Annotated in this window: 21 protein-coding genes and 1 pseudogene; 10 read left to right on the forward strand and 12 right to left on the reverse strand. The window is 55.1% G+C overall.

The window, feature by feature from the left end; all coding sequences use genetic code 11:
- Positions 1-34: 34 nt before the first annotated feature.
- On the forward strand, positions 35-721 hold the full coding sequence (gene entD, locus ACMVME_RS13035) for an enterobactin synthase subunit EntD (RefSeq protein WP_068795119.1): 687 nt from the start codon (positions 35-37) through the stop codon (positions 719-721).
- 599 nt (positions 722-1,320) lie between these two features.
- Here the strand turns inward: entD and betT are convergent.
- A complete protein-coding gene (betT, locus tag ACMVME_RS13040) occupies positions 1,321-3,354 on the reverse strand; it encodes a choline BCCT transporter BetT (RefSeq protein WP_014169058.1) in 2,034 nt (677 codons plus the stop codon).
- Between the two features lie 128 nt (positions 3,355-3,482).
- On the opposite strand from betT, the gene betI reads away from it, so the two are divergent.
- The 3 genes from betI to betA are packed head-to-tail and all read left to right on the forward strand — an operon-like array spanning position 3,483 to position 7,234.
- Positions 3,483-4,070 (forward strand): transcriptional regulator BetI, encoded by a 588-nt coding sequence (betI, locus tag ACMVME_RS13045; protein ID WP_020885037.1) that lies wholly within the window; start codon positions 3,483-3,485, stop codon positions 4,068-4,070.
- Positions 4,071-4,083: 13 nt separating this feature from the next.
- On the forward strand, positions 4,084-5,556 hold the full coding sequence (betB, locus tag ACMVME_RS13050) for a betaine-aldehyde dehydrogenase (RefSeq protein WP_068795120.1): 1,473 nt from the start codon (positions 4,084-4,086) through the stop codon (positions 5,554-5,556).
- Between the two features lie 13 nt (positions 5,557-5,569).
- Positions 5,570-7,234, forward strand: a complete 1,665-nt coding sequence (gene betA / locus ACMVME_RS13055) for a choline dehydrogenase (RefSeq protein ID WP_068795121.1) — start codon at positions 5,570-5,572, stop codon at positions 7,232-7,234.
- A gap of 46 nt (positions 7,235-7,280) precedes the next feature.
- On the opposite strand, the gene ACMVME_RS13060 is transcribed toward betA, so the two are convergent.
- The 5 genes from ACMVME_RS13060 to budA form a co-directional block, all read right to left on the reverse strand.
- A complete protein-coding gene (locus tag ACMVME_RS13060) occupies positions 7,281-7,979 on the reverse strand; it encodes a GNAT family N-acetyltransferase (protein ID WP_014169054.1) in 699 nt (232 codons plus the stop codon).
- A gap of 162 nt (positions 7,980-8,141) precedes the next feature.
- Entirely contained in the window at positions 8,142-8,615 is a 474-nt protein-coding gene (locus ACMVME_RS13065; RefSeq protein ID WP_014169053.1) for a cold-shock protein, read from the reverse strand.
- 131 nt (positions 8,616-8,746) lie between these two features.
- Entirely contained in the window at positions 8,747-9,517 is a 771-nt protein-coding gene (locus ACMVME_RS13070; protein WP_032677650.1) for a (S)-acetoin forming diacetyl reductase, read from the reverse strand.
- A gap of 20 nt (positions 9,518-9,537) precedes the next feature.
- Positions 9,538-11,217: an acetolactate synthase AlsS gene (gene alsS, locus ACMVME_RS13075; RefSeq protein WP_020885041.1), complete on the reverse strand. Its 1,680-nt coding sequence runs from the start codon at positions 11,215-11,217 to the stop codon at positions 9,538-9,540.
- A 13-nt stretch (positions 11,218-11,230) separates the two neighbouring features.
- On the reverse strand, positions 11,231-12,010 hold the full coding sequence (budA, locus tag ACMVME_RS13080; RefSeq protein WP_025204708.1) for an acetolactate decarboxylase: 780 nt from the start codon (positions 12,008-12,010) through the stop codon (positions 11,231-11,233).
- Positions 12,011-12,115: 105 nt separating this feature from the next.
- On the opposite strand from budA, the gene ACMVME_RS13085 reads away from it, so the two are divergent.
- A complete protein-coding gene (locus tag ACMVME_RS13085; RefSeq protein ID WP_014169049.1) occupies positions 12,116-12,997 on the forward strand; it encodes a LysR family transcriptional regulator in 882 nt (293 codons plus the stop codon).
- A gap of 346 nt (positions 12,998-13,343) precedes the next feature.
- Positions 13,344-13,799, forward strand: coding sequence for a hypothetical protein (locus tag ACMVME_RS13090; protein WP_068795186.1), 456 nt, complete (start codon positions 13,344-13,346; stop codon positions 13,797-13,799).
- 85 nt (positions 13,800-13,884) lie between these two features.
- On the opposite strand, the gene ACMVME_RS13095 is transcribed toward ACMVME_RS13090, so the two are convergent.
- The 4 genes and pseudogenes from ACMVME_RS13095 to ACMVME_RS13110 form a co-directional block, all read right to left on the reverse strand.
- A complete protein-coding gene (locus tag ACMVME_RS13095) occupies positions 13,885-14,673 on the reverse strand; it encodes a phosphotransferase family protein (RefSeq protein ID WP_068795122.1) in 789 nt (262 codons plus the stop codon).
- Positions 14,674-14,897: 224 nt separating this feature from the next.
- Positions 14,898-15,014 (reverse strand): annotated as a pseudogene (locus ACMVME_RS13100) (IS3 family transposase); the annotation flags it as partial.
- An 83-nt stretch (positions 15,015-15,097) separates the two neighbouring features.
- On the reverse strand, positions 15,098-15,634 hold the full coding sequence (locus tag ACMVME_RS13105; protein ID WP_068795123.1) for a dihydrofolate reductase family protein: 537 nt from the start codon (positions 15,632-15,634) through the stop codon (positions 15,098-15,100).
- A 228-nt stretch (positions 15,635-15,862) separates the two neighbouring features.
- Entirely contained in the window at positions 15,863-16,522 is a 660-nt protein-coding gene (locus ACMVME_RS13110) for a TetR/AcrR family transcriptional regulator (RefSeq protein WP_193163125.1), read from the reverse strand.
- A 122-nt stretch (positions 16,523-16,644) separates the two neighbouring features.
- Here ACMVME_RS13110 and ACMVME_RS13115 point away from each other — a divergent pair, with 122 nt between their 5' ends.
- Both ACMVME_RS13115 and ACMVME_RS13120 read left to right on the forward strand, forming a co-directional pair.
- Positions 16,645-17,538 carry an NAD(P)/FAD-dependent oxidoreductase gene (locus ACMVME_RS13115; RefSeq protein WP_032681458.1) on the forward strand — a complete coding sequence of 298 codons (894 nt, stop codon included), beginning with the start codon at positions 16,645-16,647 and terminating at the stop codon, positions 17,536-17,538.
- Positions 17,539-17,591: 53 nt separating this feature from the next.
- On the forward strand, positions 17,592-17,972 hold the full coding sequence (locus ACMVME_RS13120) for an antibiotic biosynthesis monooxygenase family protein (protein ID WP_047626262.1): 381 nt from the start codon (positions 17,592-17,594) through the stop codon (positions 17,970-17,972).
- Between the two features lie 88 nt (positions 17,973-18,060).
- Here ACMVME_RS13120 and ACMVME_RS13125 read toward each other — a convergent pair whose 3' ends face one another.
- Positions 18,061-18,435, reverse strand: coding sequence for a cell envelope integrity TolA C-terminal domain-containing protein (locus ACMVME_RS13125; protein WP_032681460.1), 375 nt, complete (start codon positions 18,433-18,435; stop codon positions 18,061-18,063).
- A gap of 293 nt (positions 18,436-18,728) precedes the next feature.
- A complete protein-coding gene (locus ACMVME_RS13130) occupies positions 18,729-19,205 on the reverse strand; it encodes a DUF2938 domain-containing protein (protein WP_074439254.1) in 477 nt (158 codons plus the stop codon).
- An 80-nt stretch (positions 19,206-19,285) separates the two neighbouring features.
- Here ACMVME_RS13130 and ACMVME_RS13135 point away from each other — a divergent pair, with 80 nt between their 5' ends.
- Together ACMVME_RS13135 and ACMVME_RS13140 are read left to right on the forward strand one after the other, a co-directional pair.
- Entirely contained in the window at positions 19,286-19,684 is a 399-nt protein-coding gene (locus ACMVME_RS13135; protein ID WP_047956205.1) for a MerR family transcriptional regulator, read from the forward strand.
- 179 nt (positions 19,685-19,863) lie between these two features.
- Positions 19,864-20,274, forward strand: a complete 411-nt coding sequence (locus tag ACMVME_RS13140; protein ID WP_025204715.1) for an ASCH domain-containing protein — start codon at positions 19,864-19,866, stop codon at positions 20,272-20,274.
- Positions 20,275-20,366: the final 92 nt, after the last annotated feature.

Below are 20,366 nucleotides of genomic sequence, written 5' to 3' on the forward strand. Positions count from 1 at the left end.
GCCGCACTATTCCTCAACGTCAGGACGAGAAAACATGCGCACCACCCACTCCACATTTCGTCTTGCCGGAACCACGGTCCACCAAATTACCTTCGATCCCACCACCTTTACCGACGCCGACCTCCTCTGGCTTCCTCACCATAACGCGCTTGCTCACGCTGCCTCCAAACGTAAAGCTGAACACCTGGCCGGACGCCTCGCCGCCGCCCACGCTCTGCAGGAATATGGCTTTACGGCCATACCGGCTATCGGCAGCAGCGGCGAGCCGCTGTGGCCTGACGGCATGACGGGCAGCATCAGCCATACGGCCAGTCGTGCGCTGGCCGTTGTAACGCCGCACGGGCTAACGGGTATCGACGGGGAAATTATCCTCGCTGATGACGAAGCGGTGGAGATCAAAGACGGGATTATTGGCCCCGCAGAGGACACGCTGCTGCGCCACACCGGCCTGCCATTTGCGCAGGCGCTGACGCTGACGTTTAGCGCCAAAGAGAGCCTGTTTAAGGCGCTGTTTTCACAGGTTAACGCGATGATGGGCTTTGATTGTGCCCGCGTCACGGCGCTCGACGAGAATACCCTGACGCTGGCGCTGACCCGCCCGCTGGCGGGGTTTTCGCAAGATGATGCCTTCACGCTGTTTTGGCTGCGTGACGGCAACACGCAGATCACACTGCTTCCGCCTTTTCCCGCCGCTTCGCGCAAGTCATCATCACGGCGTTGAACAATACGCCAGACTGCAGTCTTTTCAATCCTTGCCCCAGGTGCAGCGCAGATAAGGCTGGGTGTTACTTCTTACTGAACAAAAACCTCATGCAAATGACTGTTATCCCAGTGGCACCAATGGCCGAGACGGACAGAACAAGAATCGAAGCAAAATCATGCACACCCTCTATGCCGTAAATACTAAACACGTTTGCCAGACGTTGAACGTTGTCCAGAGGAAAAAAGGCTGCCCATACCAGGCCGCAAACAAAAAACCAAAATACTATTTGTACGCAAAAAAGGAAAAAACCGGTGAAAGTCCTCATCGGGTCACCGTTATTGCTCCGCAGGAGAACCGTTAATATCAACACCGCCATCGCCTTTAAGCCACACGTAAGCTGGGATCGTCATTTTTATCTCCTTATAAAAACCAGCAGTATTATCGTAAATCGCTTTTTGAATTAATGCATTTGTGCTTAAGGAAAGACTGATAAAAACAGATAAGGCAGATAAATATAAAAAAAGAATGGGCAAATAGCAGTGCTGCTGAGTCGTAAAGGATAAGCAGTCGTAGAACGGGGCCAGAACTGGCCCCGCGGTTTTACTTCAATTCAGTGCTCAAACATCCGGGAACATCACACTATTCCCCGGCGCCTCGCGATGGAGGTGAATAAAGTTCAGGTGCCGCTCATACTGATCCAGTATATCCGTAATCACCTGTTCCTTACTGTAATCCATCAGGTCATTCCCCTGGCTCCCTTCCAGCAGGAACGTCTCAAGGCGGTAATACGTTGATTTCCCACTGCGTGCGCGATAGGTAAACCCGGGCACCGAATACTGCTGTGGCCAAATCTGGTAGACAAAGTTTTGTTCGTCGCCCATATGCACCAGCAGGTCCAGGTGTCCCAGAGTCTCACCGTCGTCCGGCGGCAGGTTTTTCAGTTCAACATACGCACCACGCAGCTTCAGCTCCTGCGCCACCTCTTCCATCGCCGGGAAGCAGACCGTTTCCATCATCTGTTTGGTGTAGCGCGTGCCCGGATAGTTCATCAGACGTGACAACCGCTTTTTCCAGCTCAGTCTGTCCTGCGCACCCATCGGGCGTGGCGCGGTGTCGCGGCTGGCGCTGACGCGGCGGTAATCTTCCACCTTGAGAGATTTATACAGCCCGGCCATCACGAAGAAGATCACGAAACTGAACGGCAGACCCATTATCACCGTGGTGTTCTGCAGGGCAGAAATACCGTTGGTCATCAGCATGCCCAGGGTCAGCAGGCCAATGGCGACAGACCAGAAGATGCGCAGCCAGTTAGGAGCATCGCTGTTAATGTCCTTGAGCTTCGAGGTGAAGTTCCCCAGCACCAGCGCGCCGGAATCCGCCGAGGTGACGTAAAACAGCAGGCCGGTAATGGTCGCAACAGAGGCGCTAAAGGTAAACGCCGGATATTGCGCCAGCAGGCTGTAGAACCCCCGCTCCGGATGCACCATCGCTTCCTGCGCAAACGTCGCATTGCCGTGAATGATCTCGTGCAGCGCGCTGTTGCCGAACACCGACAGCCACAGCAGCGTAAAGGTGAACGGGATAATCAGCGTGCCCATCACAAACTGACGAATGGTGCGTCCACGCGAAATACGCGCCAGGAACAGGCCAACAAACGGCGACCACGCGACCCACCACGCCCAGAAGAACAGCGTCCAGTTGTTCATCCACTCGACCGGGCGGTCAAAGGCGAAGCTGTTCAACGTCATACCCATAAAGCGGTTCACGTAATCACCCACGTTCAGCACTAACGCATTGAGCAGGAATGACGTATCGCCCATAAACAGCACGAACAGGATCAGCCCCAGCGCCAGCGCGACGTTCAGCTCAGAAAGCACGCGAATGCCCTTGTCCACGCCGGAGGTAACCGAAATGGTGGCGATAATCACCGACAGCGCGATCAGCGCCGCTTTGGCCGCCATGGAATCCGGGATATCAAACAGCACGCTCAGACCGTAGTTGAGCTGCACCACGCCGATACCGAGCGTGGTGGCGATCCCAAAGATGGTGCCAATCACCGCCGCAATATCCACGGTGTGTCCAATCGGTCCGTTAATTTTTTTACCGAAAATCGGATAGAGCGCGGAGCGGATCGTGAGGGGTAAATTATAACGATAGCTAAAGTATCCGAGCGCCATCCCCATCAGGGCATACATCGACCAGCCGGTTAAGCCGTAGTGGAACAATGTCCAGACCATCGCCTGTCGCGCGGCCTCCATCGTCTGCCCCGCCCCTTCCGGTGGCTGCATATATTGCGTGACCGGTTCCGCCACGGAGAAGAACATCAGGTCAATACCAATGCCCGCGGCAAACAGCATCGCGGCCCAGCTCAGCAGGCTGAACTCAGGTTTTGACTGTTCCGGCCCGAGCTTTACCGAGCCAAAGCGGGAGCAGGCGATGCAGACGACGAAGACGATATAGAGCGTCGCCGCCAGCAAGTAGTACCAGCCGAAGGTCTTCGACACCCAGTTAAGGGTGCGCCCAATCCACTCGGCAGAAAAATCGCTAAAGAAGATCGTCATCAGGGAAAACAACAAAATCAGTCCTGCGGATGTATAAAAAACAACCGGATTGATTTTGTCCTTTTCTCTGTCTTGCGAAAGATCTGTCATCCAGTATCCCCACTGTTTTTGTAACTATTGAAATCCAAAACCGCAACAATTAAGACACATTTTATATTGAACGTCCAATCAAAAACCGCTTTAATGGTTAACCAACGCTGATGAATGGAGTGGCAAAAATGCCCAAAGTGGGGATGCAGCCAATCCGGCGCAGGCAACTTATCGACGCCACGCTGGAAGCAATAAATGAAGTGGGAATGCATGACGCGACCATCGCGCAGATCGCCCGTCGGGCGGGCGTTTCCACGGGGATCATCAGTCACTATTTCAAGGACAAAAATGGCCTGCTGGAAGCGACCATGCGCGACATCACCGGCCAGCTGCGCGACGCGGTATTGAACCGTTTGCATGCCTTACCGCACGGCAGCGCTGAGCAGCGTCTGCAGGCGATTGTCGGCGGCAATTTTGATGAAACCCAGATCAGCGGCGCGGCAATGAAAGCCTGGCTGGCCTTCTGGGCGAGCAGCATGCATCAGCCAATGCTCTACCGTCTGCAACAGGTGAGCAGCCGCCGTCTGCTGTCGAACCTGGTGTATGAGTTCCGCCGCGAGCTGCCGCGCGAACAGGCGCAGGAGGCGGGTTACGGGCTCGCGGCGCTGATTGACGGGCTGTGGCTGCGCGCCGCGCTGAGTGGCAAACCGCTGGATAAAACCCTGGCCCAGTCGCTCACCAGCCACTTTATTAGCCAGCATTTACCGACCGATTAACCGAGGAGAATTTATGTCCCGAATGGCAGAACAGCAGCTTTATATCAATGGTGGTTATACATCGGCCACCAGCGGTCGCACCTTCGAGACCATCAACCCGGCCAACGGTGAAGTCCTGGCGACCGTTCAGGCCGCCGGGCGCGAGGATGTCGATCGCGCCGTAGAAAGCGCGCAGCGCGGGCAGAAAATCTGGGCGGCGATGACCGCCATGGAGCGCTCGCGCATTCTGCGCCGTGCGGTAGACATTCTTCGTGAGCGTAACAACGAGCTGGCGAAGCTGGAAACCCTCGACACCGGCAAAGCGTACTCAGAAACCAGCACCGTTGATATCGTCACCGGCGCGGACGTGCTGGAGTACTACGCAGGGCTGATCCCGGCGCTGGAAGGCAGCCAGATCCCCCTGCGCGATACCTCATTTGTCTATACCCGTCGTGAACCGCTGGGCGTGGTCGCGGGCATTGGCGCGTGGAACTACCCGATCCAGATCGCCCTGTGGAAATCCGCGCCAGCGCTGGCCGCGGGTAACGCGATGATCTTCAAACCGAGCGAAGTGACGCCCCTCACCGCCCTGAAGCTTGCCGAAATCTACACCGAAGCGGGTCTGCCGGACGGCGTGTTTAACGTTCTGCCGGGCGTGGGCGCAGAAACCGGTCAGTTCCTGACCGAGCACCCGGGCATCGCCAAAGTCTCCTTCACCGGCGGCGTTGCCAGCGGCAAAAAAGTGATGGCCAATTCGGCGGCCTCGTCCCTGAAAGAGGTGACGATGGAGCTGGGCGGGAAATCCCCGCTGGTTATTTTCGACGATGCCGACCTGGATCTCGCGGCGGACATCGCCATGATGGCCAACTTCTTCAGTTCCGGACAGGTATGCACCAACGGCACCCGCGTGTTCGTGCCGGCGAAATTCAAAGCCGCGTTTGAGCAGAAAATTGTTGCGCGCGTGGCACGTATTCGCGCGGGCGATCTGTTCGATGAACGCACCAACTTTGGCCCACTGGTGAGCTTCCCGCACCGCGAAAACGTGCTGCGCTATATCGCCAAAGGCAAAGAGGAAGGCGCACGTGTGCTGTGCGGTGGCGACGTGCTAAAAGGCGAAGGCTTTGACAACGGCGCGTGGGTGGCTCCCACCGTGTTCACCGACTGCACCGATGAGATGACCATCGTGCGCGAAGAGATCTTCGGGCCGGTGATGTCCATCCTCACGTACGAAACCGACGAAGAGGTGATTCGTCGCGCCAACGACACCGATTACGGTCTGGCGGCGGGCATCGTGACTGCCGACCTGAACCGCGCGCACAGCGTGATCCACCAGCTTGAAGCGGGTATCTGCTGGATCAACACCTGGGGTGAATCCGCGGCAGAGATGCCGGTTGGTGGCTACAAACACTCCGGCATTGGCCGCGAGAACGGCGTAATGACGCTCCAGAGTTATACCCAGGTGAAGTCCATCCAGGTTGAGATGGGTAAATTCCAGTCCATATTTTAACCGGGAGGTTTTTTTGCAATTTGACTACATCATTATTGGTGCCGGCTCTGCCGGCAACGTACTGGCAACACGACTGACGGAAGATCCCAATACCACCGTTCTGCTGCTAGAAGCGGGCGGCCCGGATTACCGTTTTGACTTCCGCACCCAGATGCCTGCCGCGCTGGCGTTTCCCTTGCAGGGCAAGCGTTACAACTGGGCGTATGAAACCGAGCCCGAGCCGCACATGAACAACCGCCGTATGGAGTGCGGTCGCGGCAAAGGGCTGGGCGGCTCATCCCTGATCAACGGCATGTGCTACATTCGCGGTAACGCGATGGATCTGGACAACTGGGCAACTGAGCCGGGTCTGGAACACTGGAGCTATCTCAACTGTCTGCCCTACTACCGTAAGGCAGAGACCCGTGACGTGGGGCCAAACGACTACCACGGCGGCGACGGCCCGGTGAGCGTGACCACCTCTAAACCCGGCGTAAACCCGCTGTTTGAAGCGATGGTAGAAGCCGGTGTGCAGGCGGGCTACCCGCGTACTGACGACCTTAACGGCTATCAGCAGGAAGGCTTCGGTCCGATGGACAGAACCGTGACGCCGCAGGGCCGTCGTGCCAGTACCGCACGCGGCTATCTGGATCAGGCGAAATCACGCCCGAACCTGACCATTCGCACCCATGCCATGACCGATCACATTATTTTTGACGGCAAACGTGCGGCAGGCGTCGAGTGGCTGGAAGGCGAGAGCACGATTCCGTCAAAAGCGACGGCCAGCAAAGAGGTGCTGCTGTGCGCCGGGGCGATTGCCTCTCCGCAGATCCTGCAACGCTCCGGCGTGGGTAACGCGGAGTTGCTGAAGCAGTTTGACATCCCGCTGGTACATGACCTCCCGGGTGTGGGTGAAAACCTGCAGGATCACTTAGAGATGTACCTGCAGTACGAGTGCAAAGAGCCGGTTTCCCTCTACCCTGCCCTGCAGTGGCGGAACCAGCCGAAGATTGGCGCGGAATGGCTGTTTGGCGGCACCGGCGTGGGAGCGAGCAACCACTTTGAAGCGGGCGGGTTTATCCGCAGCCGCGAAGAGTTTGAATGGCCGAATATTCAATACCACTTCCTGCCGGTCGCCATTAACTACAACGGGTCGAACGCGGTCAAAGAGCACGGTTTCCAGTGTCACGTTGGCTCCATGCGCTCACCAAGCCGCGGGCATGTACGGATTAAATCACGCGATCCGCATCAGCATCCGGCAATCCTGTTCAACTATATGTCCCATGAACAGGACTGGCAGGAGTTTCGCGATGCTATCCGCATCACCCGTGAGATCATGCACCAGCCGGCGCTGGATAAATACCGTGGACGGGAAATCAGCCCGGGCATTGAGTGCCAGACCGACGAACAGCTGGACGAGTTTGTGCGTAACCACGCTGAAACCGCCTTCCACCCGTGCGGCACCTGTAAGATGGGGTATGACGAAATGGCCGTGGTCGACGGCGAGGGTCGCGTTCATGGGCTGGAAGGATTACGCGTGGTGGATGCGTCCATTATGCCGCAGATCATCACCGGCAACCTGAACGCCACCACCATCATGATTGGCGAGAAAATTGCCGATGCCATTCGCGGACGCGAGCCGCTGCCGAAGAGTACCGCGGCATATTATGTCGCCAACGGTGCACCGGTTCGCCTGTAACGCAGTTTGCTAAGCAGCCCCTCTCCCAACGGGTGAGGGGCATATTTTACAGACGAAACGCCTCCAGCTTTTTACGCTGCCGCCCTTCCCCGTCAAAATTCGCTTCAGCCAGCCAGGCGCGGAGTTCGGCATCCCGCTGTGGCCATTCGCCATCAATGATTGACAGCATGTCGCTGTCGCGGTTGCGCCCTTTGCGCACCAGTTTCTGACGCAGTCGGCCTTCCCAGACAAACCCCAGCCTTTCCGCCGCATTACGCGAGGCAGTGTTCATTGAATCGCACTTCCACTCCAGCCGACGATAGCCATGCTCGAATGCATTCCTGAGCAGCAGCCATACGGTTTCCGTGCCGAGGCGGGAGCCTTTCATCTTGCGTGACCAGGTGACGTGGCCGATCTCCACCGACCCTTGCATGCGCTCTATTGCCATATAGCTCACCAGCCCCACAGCTTGCCCGGTACGTAAATCGATGACGGCGTACGGCACCAGTTCATCATCCAGTACTTTGCCAAGGACCCATTCTGCGGTGTCTTCAACGCTCACGGGCTGGGTGCTGACAAGCCACGTCCAGTCGCTGTCGTCCCCCAGCGCATAGGCCTCATACAAATCCGCGGCGTGGCGTTCGGCATCCAGCGGCTCCAGACGACAATACTGACCGACGAGCGGAGTGCGGGTTAACGCACGGGCGCATTTCCAGTCGGGGACGATATCGTTAACAGTTTGACCATGTTGATTAAGCTCGGGCACGGCGTTGACTCCCGGAAGGATAAGGGTTTTGTTATAGCAGGTTAAAAAGCGGACGAAAAGAGACGCGGCGTATCGCCTGCTCGGGAAAACGGGGGAAGTGGCGTTTGCACGCCAGGATGACAGCGGTACGCCGGGTAAGCCGTCGCCCTACCCGGCAAAACATTATTTCAGCAGCTTCACCGTAGCATCGATGTCGATCTCATCTTCCGTGAAGATCATCGTCGTATTCTGGAAGGTGGTGATAGCCAGCTTCTTCACCGTGCGCATTTCACCCGGTTTTTTGTCAGACTTGGGTTTGATGTTGTTCATCAGCAGCCCCACGGACAGTACCGCGTTCTCTTTATCGATGCCGGTATCTGCTGGCTCTTCTTCGCTGAACACCACAAACGATTTGATCGAGGTGAGCTTCACGCGCTCGCCTGCGATATAGAGGTGTTTGCTTTCCGGGATCACCTTCACCGCATAGGCGGAAAGGCCTTTGTTGTTGGTTGTGGGCTCGAAGGTCACCGCTGCGTCTTTCTTAATCAGATCAGGGTTGGCGACCTTAATCACATGAAAATAGCGGTTGTCACCGTTTTCATCTTTGATAAATCCAAAGCCTTTATCTTTAAACCACGTTGTGATTGTACCGTTCATCGCTGTTACCGCCTGTCAGATCTCTAAGACTAAAGTTTTGCAGCGCGCAGTGTAATCCACAATGGCTGAGGAGACAAAAAAAAGCCCCTGCACGGGGGCAGGGGAAAACTCATGTCAGAGCTTATTAGTATTTAGTTGAACACCATACCACCGTCAATCAACAGGGACTGACCGGTCATGTAGTCGGAATCTGGCCCGGCGAGATAAGAGACGCAGGCGGCCACATCTTCGGGTTCGGACAATCTGCCAAGCGTAATGCGTTTGGCAAACGTTTCAGTACCGTAGCCGAGCGGTTTACCCGCCGCTTCGGAGACCTGGCGGTCAATTTCCGCCCACATCGGCGTTTTGACGATGCCCGGGCAGTAAGCGTTAACGGTGATCCCTAATGGCGCAAGGTCACGTGCCGCCGTCTGGGTTAACCCGCGTACCGCAAACTTACTGGAACTGTAGACCGCCAGTTCAGGGTTCCCGGTATGGCCTGCCTGGGAACAGGCGTTGATGATCTTGCCACCGTGCCCTTCTTTACGGAAGGCGTCAATGGCGGCCTGGATACCCCAGATAACCCCTTTCACGTTGATGTTGTAAACTTTGTCGACAATTTCCGGGGTGATCGACTCAATTGGCGTGGAAGGCGCGACCCCGGCATTGTTGACGATCACGTTGAAACCGCCCAGCGCAGTGCGGGCTTTTTCCACCGCTGCAAACACCTGCTCGCGGCTGGAGACATCCACCTTCACGGCGACGGCCTTCCCCCCATTGCGAGTGATCTCATCGGCAACGGCTTTTGCCGTCTCTTCGTTGTAATCCGCGATGGCGACGGCAAAGCCGTCTTTCACCAGGCGAAGCGCAATCGCTTTACCAATCCCCTGGCCTGAGCCTGTTACGAGAGCAACTTTTTGCATTTCTCTGTCCTTATATTGATTCACAAAATCTGGCTGAGATGGAGCTGGCCCATCAGCAGCGGGTTATCGCTATAGTCGACGGGAATGGCGACCACGGCCGGGCCATCGACATCCATTGCAGCACGCAGCGTAGGCTCCAGCGCATCCGCGCTCTCGACGGCAAAGCCTTTCGCCCCAAAGGCATCGGCATAGACTTTGAAATCGACCGGGCCGAACTCTACGCCGGAAAGGCGCTGGTATTTTTTCTCTTCCTGGATCGCCACCATGTTGTAGGCGTTGTCCACCCAGATGATGTGCAGCACATTGGCATTGAGACGCACGGCGGTTTCCAGCTCCATGCTCGACTGCAGGAAGCCGCCGTCACCGGACACCGAGACCACCTTGCGGCCAGGATTGACCAGCCACGCACCAATCGCCCACGGCAGTGCAACACCCATGGTCTGCTGACCGTTAGAGATCATGACCTGACGTGCGCGGAAGCTATAGAGATAGCGGGCGATCCAGATGTGGAAGCTCCCCATATCAACGGTGAGCGTAACGTCGTTATTGACGATGTCCTGCATGGCCCGCACGATGCGCAGCGGATGCAGGGCAAACTGATTAAGCGAGGCGCCACGGCGATCGAGCAGATCCCGTTGATGCTGACGATCGACCAGGATTTCTGACGCGCGCGCGCTGAGCTCCAGCTTGTGGGCGATCCGGCTCGCGAGCAGGTTCAGCGTTTCGGCGATGTCCCCCACCAGCTCGAGGTCAGGCACATAATTGCGTTCTTCATAGGCGGGCAGCACATCGATATGCACCAGCGTGGCGTCGCCGCTGTTCCACATGGACGGTTCGTATTCCACCGGGCTGTAACCGATGCAGATAATCAGATCCGCCAGATGCAGCAATCTGTCGCCTGCCTGGTTGTTAAAGAGGCCGACACGTCCGGCAAAGCGGGTGAAATGTTCCTGATTCACCGCCCCGGCCGCCTGATAGGTACTGGTGACCGGGATGCGGCTTTTCTCCAGCAGCTTACGCAGCGCGGCGCTGTTGGCAGGCTGGCTGGCCATCAGGCCCAGTAAAATGACCGGATTTTTGGCTTTTTCGATAAGCTTCGCCACGTCGTTAATGGCGGACTCCGGTGCCGGCCCCATTTTGGCAGTACTGCTGCCCGGCAAAATCGCGCCCGTGGCGGGCTGGTCGACAATATCCTGCGGCAGGCTGACGAACGCGCCCCCAGGCCTGCCGTGCTCGGCGGCGCGAAACGCGTTCGAGACCACTTCGGCAATCGCATCCGGTGAACTCACCTCTACGGCGTACTTCGTCACCGGGCTGAACATGGCGACTGTGTCCATGCTCTGATGCACCAGCTTCGCTTTATCTGCCCGCTTCACGGCACCGCCCAGCGCGACCACCGGGTCGCCCTCACTGTTGGCGGTGGCAATCCCGGTGATCAGGTTTGAGCAGCCCGGTCCGGAGGTGACCAGCGCGACCCCGGCCTTGCCGGTCAGGCGCCCTACCGCTGCGGCCATAAACGCCGCGTTCGCTTCGTGGCGTACGGGAATGATTTCGATGGAGGAATCGAGCAAGGAATCAAACACTTTGTCGATTTTTGCACCCGGAATACCGAAAACCTGCTTCACGCCCTGCGCTTCCAGCTGGCCTACGACCATATCGGCGCCATGCGCCCACTGACGTGCCTGTTTATCACTGTTCACGGTGGTTCTCCTGTTAGTTTTCGACGGAACGGATTGCAGCATCAAGGTTGCTGGGGTGAAGGTTGGCCTGTAAAAATGCGCTGTCAGCAGGCAGGTCGATCATCAGTTTGTGAATTTCACCGAAGGTCAGCACGCCGCTCTCCAGCTGGTAGTCGAGCAGATGCCCGCCGCCCTGACGATCGTCGGTGATAAAATGTTCGTGATATCCCGCGACGTTAATGCCCTGCATATGCTGCGGCGTGCGGAACCCGACCAGTACCCCTTCTCGCTGGTTAAAGCGGAACACCGGCTGGTCGTCCAGCACGTCGGTCATGGCGCGGTATGGCGGCTTTTGACGCGGAACGGTACGGGTGTGGGCGTGGCGGAAATTACCGTCGATGCGTAACGCACAGAACAGGTTATCGGAGGGGATTTGCTGGTCGATCACGTCGTGGATCTGCTGACGACTGACCGGCGCATCGAAGGTTTTGCGATACTGCGGCTGGAACCAGGTCATCACCGCAAACGGTGTTTTTTGCTCTGGCTTCGCGGCACGGGCACTCCCGTCGGCGCGCAGCTGATACACCTGGCTGCTGAAGGCAATCATTTCGCCATCCAGCTCGTTGAACGTACCCAGACCAAAATCGCCGTGCGCAAGCAGATCGGCGATAGTGGTATCCCCCTCGTACACGCCGCTTAACAGGGCGCTCATTAGCGATGTCTGATAGATCACGCTGTCAGGATGCTGGGCAGAAAACCCACGCAGGGTCTCGCACAAACTGGCCTCACAGTCGCATGCAGATGAATGCACCATCATGCTCGTCCTCTTCAACTTTATTTAGAAAGGTTAAATAAATGTTGACCCGATTCAGCATAGAGTTCCAATATAGAATCCATGCTGGTTTGAGACGTTTTTGATATGGAACTTCGTTATCTGCGGTATTTTGTCGCCGTTGCACGTGAGCGACACTTCACCAAAGCGGCCAAAGCGCTGGGTATTTCACAGCCTCCTCTGAGTCAGCAGATTAAACGGCTCGAGGAAGAAGTGGGCACGCCGTTATTCAGACGCCTGACGCGAGGCGTGGAGCTAACTGAAGCGGGAGAAGCCTTCTATGAGGACGCCTGTAAGATCCTGGCGCTGAGCGACGCCGCGCTGGAGAAAGCCCGGGGCATTGCCCGCGGGCTGAACGGCAGTCTGTCGATTGGGATCACCAGTTCAGACGCCTTTCACCCCAAAATCTTCACCCTTATTCGCCAGTATCAGCTGCAGAACATGGCGGTGAGAGTGCACCAGGTGGAAGCCAATATGTCTTCGCTGACGGCGATGCTGGCGGAGGGTGAGCTGGATATCGCGTTTGTGCGTCTGCCGTGTGAGAGCAGCAAAGCGTTTGAGCTAAAAATTCTCGACCGTGAGCCGATGGTTGTGGCGCTGCATCGCGACCATCCACTGGCGAAGTGTGGATCGCTGGCGCTGGAGCAACTTCGGGATACGCCGGTCGTTTTGTTCCCGCAGGAGGTCGCGCCAGGGCTGTACGATCGCGTTTACGGCTGCTGCGAGCGGGCCGGAATTGACGTGCAGCACACGCTGCAGTCTTCGCAACTTTCCTCTTCCCTGAGCATGGTGTCCGCTGGCGGCGGGTTCGCCCTGGTGCCGAAGTCGATGGCCGCCATTTCGCCCCCCAATGTGACCTACCATGCGCTGACATCACCGGAGCTTTATACCGATATCGCGCTGTGCTGGCGGCGTTTTGAACGTTCGCGGACGGTGAAACGGTTTCTGGCGATGCTGAGTGAAGGGTAATGGCGCGGCGTTGCTTGCGCCCGCTAAGGCCTTTCTGGAAGCCGCCTCGCAAACCTGCAAGTAACCTTGTGTAATTCAGGGTTACTGCTTTTCTTACTCTCCTCCCGGCCGTAAAGTGCCTGCGTTGCGGCACATCCGCAACCGGGCGTAGGAACCCGCATATCACGATACGACAATTATTTTGTCGCGGCAGCGCTCATCCCGTTACACTACGGTCGCGCTGGCGGAGCAACCGAAAGGTTGGCCGTTTTTGTCGTGTGCGGTATTCCTACCTCCGTCAGCGCTACCACCCATGAGCGTAGGAACTTATTGGATGGTCTGGAGTTTTTTTAAAATGGAAAATCACATGACAACTGTCCCTTCCCTGTCTTACGCGCTCTCTGAAGAAAGCGCTATACACCATCTGATTCATCTACAACTGCCTGAATCTGCAGATCTCTTCGAACTGGCCGATGCCTGCACCGCGTATGTAAGCGTGCTGGTAGAAACCGACGATGCGGTCACCCATGCAACACTGTGCACGCGTTTGCTGGCAGTCCTTAAACGCCTTCGCGCGCGTTGTGATTCTGCCCTCCCGTCTTATCTGGTCGAACAGCTGATTGCAGGAGAGAAGATTGTCTCCTGCGTTCCGGACTGCTGGCAGGATACGTCGCTCCAGGTGGACTATGCGCTGGCGTTAACGCAGGCGGTAATGGGCGGAACATTGCCTGCAAACGTGGCAAAAGAGCTGACCGGTCTGCTACATGATATGGTCTGGCTGCTGGCGGAGTTCGTCAAGGAGCCGTATATCACGGCGCACTAAGGCCAGAGCTTAAGGGCCGAAATCCAGCTGGTCTGCGAGCCAGAATTTCGGCCTTAATAATATAAATACCCATGCAGACGAAGGGTTAAAGTACTGAGATAGCCTCGTCCAGCCAGCCGGGAAGCGTTTCTCTGTACCAGTTCAGGTACAGCTCAAAATCTGTTTTGTTCCGGTCATAGAGCAGGGACACCACCTCTGACACAATCCATGCTTTAGCAAGGGTTATCTCCATCGCTAAGTGTCGGGCAGGCATATGCGGATAATGCACGCTGTAACGCTCCGCAAGCTGTAAAATGCTTTGCCTGGAGCCCATCCCCTTTATCAGCGGGGCGAGGTCGATAGCCGGACTGCCCGTGCCAAACCTTTCCCAGTCAAAGAGAACCCACTCTCCGTTTTCTCTTCTCCCCCAGTTACCGGCATTGGTATCCCCTGAGATTAAACATTTCTGCCGAAACAAAACGCTGCCCGCTTGCTGAAAACAGCGCATCTGGTGGGCCGCGCGGTCCGGTAATTTCAAAAGCGCCAATGATTTTTCAAGCGCTTTCTCGGGCCAGGAATGAGGGTAATACACCCAGGTTGGGTCCGGTGGAGTGCGATGAAGATGAGAAAGGCATTTCAATATGTCATCCCCCGACACCTCATCCTGAGACACTTTTCCAGGGATATATTCCAGCCTTAACCGGCGTGGATGTGGATCGGCAGACAACAGCGTCGGCGTTTTGATTCCCCTGCTGTTGAGCTCTTCCGCCGCATACTCGTAGAAAGCGTATTCCACAGGGCTAACAGGGCATTTTTCTATGACTTGCTGACCATATTGATCCACCAAACGCTGCACTTTTGCCGCACCCATTTGGGATAAATTCTCCGCAGACATACATGACTCCCTGTGTCAGGTTTGGCTTTAAGGGATAAGTGTAGTGTGATGCGGAGGGATCAGGGGCATTGCGTTTTACGGGCAGTGTTGCGGGTTGTGGGAAGGTCCGTTTTGAGCGAAGAGCGGAAGCTGGCTCTTGTACAGACAGCCAGTACAATGGTAGACAAATTCAGCCCTCACGACGGAGAGTGTTCAAAGGCCTCTACTGACGCCCCAATATGGCTTTACCGCCGTCTCCGACTGATAAACATGTCAATGTCATCGAAGATATCGGCGCGAGCCAGATCCCGGAGTTTGTAGGCCCGTTTTCTGATTCATTGCTTTTTGAGCGAACTGAAGTAAGGCCGTAGAAGTAAAACAGTACCGCTGGCAGATAGGGCATTTTCTCGCGTTAGCGGAGGTCATCACTCTGCTTAGATTCAGCTTATGACGTCAGCCGATAGTGTGACTGTACCAGACCCGAAGGGAAGCTACGGCTGGATAATAGCGTCAAATCGATATCATGGGGCAGCACTCCGAACAACGGTTTTCCCGAACCGAGCAGGACAGGAACAGTAGTGATAACGATATCGGCGACCAGACCTTCGCGAAGGAACGACTGTATTAACTGCCCGCCATCGATATAGGCCCGGCGCACATTCTTCTCCATCAGGTCAGTAAGAGCCTCCCTTGGCGTGCAGCATGAAAACTGCACTTTACCCTTCAGCGCCTCGGGCACGGGGGTACCGGTTAGCTGCCGGGAAAGCACCAGCACGGGTCGATCATAAGGCCATTCGTCAAAAGTCAGCACCTTCTCATAGCTGCCTCGCCCCATAATGATCCATTCTTTGTCCGCGATAAATGCGGCATAGCCATGATCTTCTGTCGGGTCATCGCGCTTCAACAGCCAGTCGATATCACCATCCTGTCGAGCGATATAACCATCAAGACTGACCGCGATGAAAACATGTGTGGTGACCATCACGTGCTCCGTATTCAGGTTGCATATATCTCGTTGAGTTTAGCAATGTTAGCGATATTGATATGCTCCGATAAAGTCACATCACAATGTTAGCAACATCTGCTCCAGGCACGCAGCGAGCAAGTTACCTTAGCTGAAGGTCCGCTGTGAACGAAAAGCGGACATTCCAGTTGCATCACGTCCGGGCTTTACGTTGCGACCAGGACGGAGCGGGAATATCGGGCAAGTTCACAGCTGCGATATCGCATCCTGGGTGCCACCGTGCGCGGCGATAAACATGGCGACGGCCGACCGACAATATGATTCGATTTCGTTGTCGTCCTCTGCTCTGGCCGCATCGAAGCGCGCGATAATCAGAAGGTCAGAGCCTTTGAAAAGCGCGGCAAACAAGCGAGCGGATTGAAGAGGATCGGGAACGTTCAGAAGCGCTTTCTGGTGCAATTGCCGTAAAAGAGCTTCGATTTGGGCGATGACATGAGCGGGGCCAGCTTCATAATGGAGTTTGCTTAACGACTTTTGATTCGTCTTGTCAGCCATGACCATGGCTTCGACACTACTCACGTCGGGCCTCAACAACGTGCGCAGCAGTAATGATCCCACCGCCATCAGTTGATCTTCAACCGAACCGTCAACGCCTTCAAGAAGGGACTGTGGTGCAAACAACTGATGACAACCGGCCACAATCGCCGCACTGAAGAGTGCCTCCTTGTTCTCGAAGTGCCGATAGATGCTGAGTTTGGATATCTTCGCTCGCTGGGCGACTTTGTCCAGGGTCGTCGCCTGAAATCCCAATTCTACGAATAGCTCGGAGGCGGCCTCGACGATTGTCTGGCCAAGCGCCTCGTTGACAGGCCTGCCCCGCCGGGTCGGGTTGTTTTTATTGGTCACTATAAATACAGTCCTTGACAGTATCGTAATTATTTAATTACGATACCACGCAGTTTCATAAATGTGCAAGGTGCGCCAGAGCTAGCACATCTCCTTACATCCTCAACACGGAACTCATCACCATGAATGACGTCATCATCATCGGAGGCAGCTTTGCCGGTCTTGCCGCGGCCCTGCAGCTTGGCCGTGCCCGTCGCAAGGTTACGGTCCTCGACACTGGCCGACAACGTAATCGCTTTGCTGCCCGTTCACATGGTGTGCTCGGCCACGATCACAAGCCGCCACAGGACATCCTGGCCGAGGCGCGGCAGCAACTGGCACGCTACCCAACGATCAAGCTCGTCAACGCTCGCGCCGAAAGCGTATCTGGCACCATCGACGATTTCTGCGTCGTCACGGACGATAACGAAAGCCTGCGGGCGCGCCGCTTAATTCTGAGCTATGGCGTCGCTGACCAGATGCCTGATATTCCCGGCTTTGCCGAAAGCTGGGGTACATCCATCATACCATGCCCCTATTGCGACGGCTTTGAAGTCGCCGACCAGCACTGGGGCCTCATCTGGTCTGGCGTACAGTCGCACAATCAGGTCAGGCTCTTCCACGACTGGACAAACAGATTGACTGTCTTTGGCAACGGTCACGACATCAGTCTCGACATACGGGCCGATCTGGCCACTCGCCAGGTACCTCTCATTGATGGCAGGATCACTGAAATCGAACCTCACGGAAGCCATAGTGCCACCATCAGGATCGAATCCGGCCCCGATGTTTCAGTCGATATTCTGTTCGCGCATCCGCGGACCAGGCCGTCCGCAAGCCTTCATGATGCACTGGGCCTCGCCACGGTCAATACGCCAACCGGCATCGCCCTCAAGACCGACGAGCGCCGCGAAACCAGCATGCCTGGCATCTACGCCGCCGGTGACCTTGCCAACCCCGGTATCCCCTCGGTCACTACGGCAGCATGGCAAGGCACGATGGCGGGTATCTTCGCTCAGCAGTCGATGCTCAGTTGAGTGCAAGCAGCATCGTTCATCCAGTTCAATTTACTGTAGACAGGAGTGCCGCCATGGCCGCGATAAAACCATTTAAACCTCTGGACGAGAAATTTCCGTTTGACCGCCAACTAGGCGTCGCGGTCGCACCTCTCGTGCTAATCAATCTCTTCGCGGTCTTGGATCCCGCCGACGAAGCAGGCTTCCTGGACGCTTTCAAGGCAGCTGCCGAGGTCATAACGAAGCAACCGGGCTTCATTTCCATGCAATTACATCGGGCGATCGGCGATAGTCCGACTTACCTGAACTATGTAGTGTGGGAATCCACCGAGGCGGTTCGCGCGGCCTTCACTGATCCCGAGTTCCTCGCGAAACTTCCAGCATATCCTTCATCCGTCGTAGCCAGCCCTCATCTGTTCCAGAAGGTCGCCGTCCCCGGCTTCTGCACAGCCTGACTCCGGAAATAGAGCAAAGCGCCCCCCCTAACTGAGCCGTAAGGTCCGCTACGAGCGAAAAGCGGACCTACTGATGTTCATGGTATGACTAACCGCGCAAATCAAAGCGAGATTTTTGAAAATCGCGGTACACTTCCTGATTAGTAAAAGCTGGAAAGGTGGCTTTCTGGGCTGCTGATTTTACCGCTTCGCAATATGCTTTATTACCGTCGCTAGTTGATATGTTTAAAGCCTTACCATTCTGAGCAAACTCTATGTGTAATCGACACTTCTTCCCTTTCCAGTTTTGTGGGTCAGCCAGTTTTGCATTTATCGCTGCTCTGATCGCCCGCGCTTGCGCGCCCCATTCATCCTGATCGTCCCAGTAGCCAGAACCGCAATTAGCCCTTGCAGTGGTTTTATGGCATCCGGAAGGTTTTAATGGCGTGCATCCCGTTGCCAGACTGGCAACAAATGCCAGCATAAAAAATTTCCTTACCATTTCATTCGCTCTCACTCCCTGCACCCTCACTCCATTAAATTCGTTATGTACATTGATAGATTATTCCGCCATCACGAGTACATTTTCAACTGCCCATTCTGGCGATGACGAGATCGTTATTAAGCAGTTACTGGCTCCCTTTTGATAACCTCATGGAGTTTTTCAATGCCCGCCTCTTAAGCGCTCTCAAAATGCCGATTATTGCGAAATTCGACAGAGGGTAGTTCCGGTAAGAAGCACGAGCTGTCTCACGCCTGAACGACTTGATGAGGCTCTTAGAATGACGCCAAAACAGCGGCAACGCCATATAAGCCAATACCAAATACAATGTGTGTAAGCAGGCTTAACAGACGCGAAAGCCATGGATGAGGTGTACGTGAGGCCGCGATACCAAAGCCAAACGCGGGTTGCAACATCAAAAACGGGGCAGTTAACGTTATTAAGCCTGTCAACACGCCAATTAACAGTGAGGGTTCATGGAGCCAGAACTTTCCGTCAAGCGAAAACGGGATAAACGCAAAAAATATACCGGTGAGGTAATGGAATATCCAGCCAGTAAGCATCTCTCCATGTATCTGCGGCGATGAAAGAATGGTGTGATGCCTGAATTTCCCCTTAGGGAGGAGTAAAACCCAGCGCCCAACCAAAGCATAATTCAATGGTGGTATTTTCAGAATGTACTTCTGAAAAAGTGACCACAAATCCATAACCAGCGTTGCGCCAATTCCCGTGATAATCGTTTTGAAAATAATATCCAAAGTCCACTTCCTTTTCTCAGTGAAATGATAAGCTGATAATCAGTGTGCAACTTAAAGTGCGGTTTAAGTCAACAATGAAAGAACTGGATATCAGAGAAGTCGCCAACCTTACGGGAGTTACACCATCGGCGTTGCGATATTACGAAAAGAAAGGGCTTATTAAACCTATTGGTCGTAATGGCCTTAGGAGGCAGTACAACGAGATTGTGGTCAATAAATTGCAATTAATCGCTCTGGGACAGGCAGCAGGTTTTTGTCTTGATGAGATTGCCGACATGTTCAGTGAAGACAACAAACTCATACTCAACAATGTTCTGCTTCTTCAACGAGCAAAGGAGATCGACAGTACCATCCGCCGGCTCCAGTTGTTAAGCCAGGGACTGAAGCATGTTGCTTGCTGTTCGAAAAGCGTGCATTCCGAATGCGAGGAGTTCAAAAAGATTGTCTCAAAAGGACTTCGGCTCGTCATATAAATGACGATTAACGAATCGGGCACGCCTCATGATACCAGGCGGATTAACAAAAGAGTTGTGAAGTCTCCAGCAGCAAAAAGTGGACGACATTACCAGTGGGAAACATCGCTGTTAATATCTGGACAGTTCATGCTCACCCCCGTGTAACATTTTTCATAGACAATTAAGAAGGGCTATTCATGGCTGCTGTTGAGGAATTGAAAGTGAAGTATCCAGGTGCAAATGCCTGGCAAATGGGTGACAGCCCGGAACTGGCCAGTGAGCTTGCGGATCTGATTAAAAAAGGGATCAAAACAGCCTCTTGCGGATCATTTGCCTCTTATCAGCAGGAAGAGCCTGCGCCGAAAATTGGGAGCTATAACATTATCCTTGATGGCCAGAGCATCCCGGTCTGCGTAATCAGGCTGGTTTCAATGCGACTGGTTCGTTTTTGTGATGTTACTGAGGAGTTTGCCCGCAAAGAAGGTGAAGGCGATTTAAGCCTTGAATACTGGCAGAAGGAACATCAGCGGTTTTTCACCCGCGAAGGGTATTTCTCTGAAGAAATGGAGCTAATTACAGAAGAATTTGAAGTGGTTGAACTACTGTAAGATGAGCTAAACGATCTTGCGTTCAATCCCCTGCTCTTTATAACAACTCCCGCTTCTGGCACAAAGCGGACCGACATAAGAGCCGCAAGGTT

It is taken from the genome of Enterobacter cloacae complex sp. 2024EL-00711 (assembly GCF_047529885.1).
Taxonomy (GTDB): domain Bacteria; phylum Pseudomonadota; class Gammaproteobacteria; order Enterobacterales; family Enterobacteriaceae; genus Enterobacter; species Enterobacter ludwigii.

Bases quoted from the DNA above. Each gene is read 5' to 3' on its own strand.
- betB (WP_068795120.1), top strand. From the start codon at position 4,084: ATGTCCCGAATGGCAGAACAGCAGCTTTATATCAATGGTGGTTATACA.
- ACMVME_RS13085 (WP_014169049.1), top strand. From the start codon at position 12,116: ATGGAACTTCGTTATCTGCGGTATTTTGTCGCCGTTGCACGTGAGCGA.
- ACMVME_RS13095 (WP_068795122.1), bottom strand. From the start codon at position 14,673: ATGTCTGCGGAGAATTTATCCCAAATGGGTGCGGCAAAAGTGCAGCGT.
- betT (WP_014169058.1), bottom strand. From the start codon at position 3,354: ATGACAGATCTTTCGCAAGACAGAGAAAAGGACAAAATCAATCCGGTT.
- budA (WP_025204708.1), bottom strand. From the start codon at position 12,010: ATGGTGCATTCATCTGCATGCGACTGTGAGGCCAGTTTGTGCGAGACC.
- ACMVME_RS13125 (WP_032681460.1), bottom strand. From the start codon at position 18,435: ATGCTGGCATTTGTTGCCAGTCTGGCAACGGGATGCACGCCATTAAAA.
- ACMVME_RS13120 (WP_047626262.1), top strand. From the start codon at position 17,592: ATGGCCGCGATAAAACCATTTAAACCTCTGGACGAGAAATTTCCGTTT.
- ACMVME_RS13105 (WP_068795123.1), bottom strand. From the start codon at position 15,634: ATGGTCACCACACATGTTTTCATCGCGGTCAGTCTTGATGGTTATATC.
- ACMVME_RS13090 (WP_068795186.1), top strand. From the start codon at position 13,344: ATGACAACTGTCCCTTCCCTGTCTTACGCGCTCTCTGAAGAAAGCGCT.
- ACMVME_RS13140 (WP_025204715.1), top strand. From the start codon at position 19,864: ATGGCTGCTGTTGAGGAATTGAAAGTGAAGTATCCAGGTGCAAATGCC.
- ACMVME_RS13070 (WP_032677650.1), bottom strand. From the start codon at position 9,517: ATGCAAAAAGTTGCTCTCGTAACAGGCTCAGGCCAGGGGATTGGTAAA.
- betI (WP_020885037.1), top strand. From the start codon at position 3,483: ATGCCCAAAGTGGGGATGCAGCCAATCCGGCGCAGGCAACTTATCGAC.
- ACMVME_RS13135 (WP_047956205.1), top strand. From the start codon at position 19,286: ATGAAAGAACTGGATATCAGAGAAGTCGCCAACCTTACGGGAGTTACA.
- ACMVME_RS13065 (WP_014169053.1), bottom strand. From the start codon at position 8,615: ATGAACGGTACAATCACAACGTGGTTTAAAGATAAAGGCTTTGGATTT.
- entD (WP_068795119.1), top strand. From the start codon at position 35: ATGCGCACCACCCACTCCACATTTCGTCTTGCCGGAACCACGGTCCAC.
- ACMVME_RS13115 (WP_032681458.1), top strand. From the start codon at position 16,645: ATGAATGACGTCATCATCATCGGAGGCAGCTTTGCCGGTCTTGCCGCG.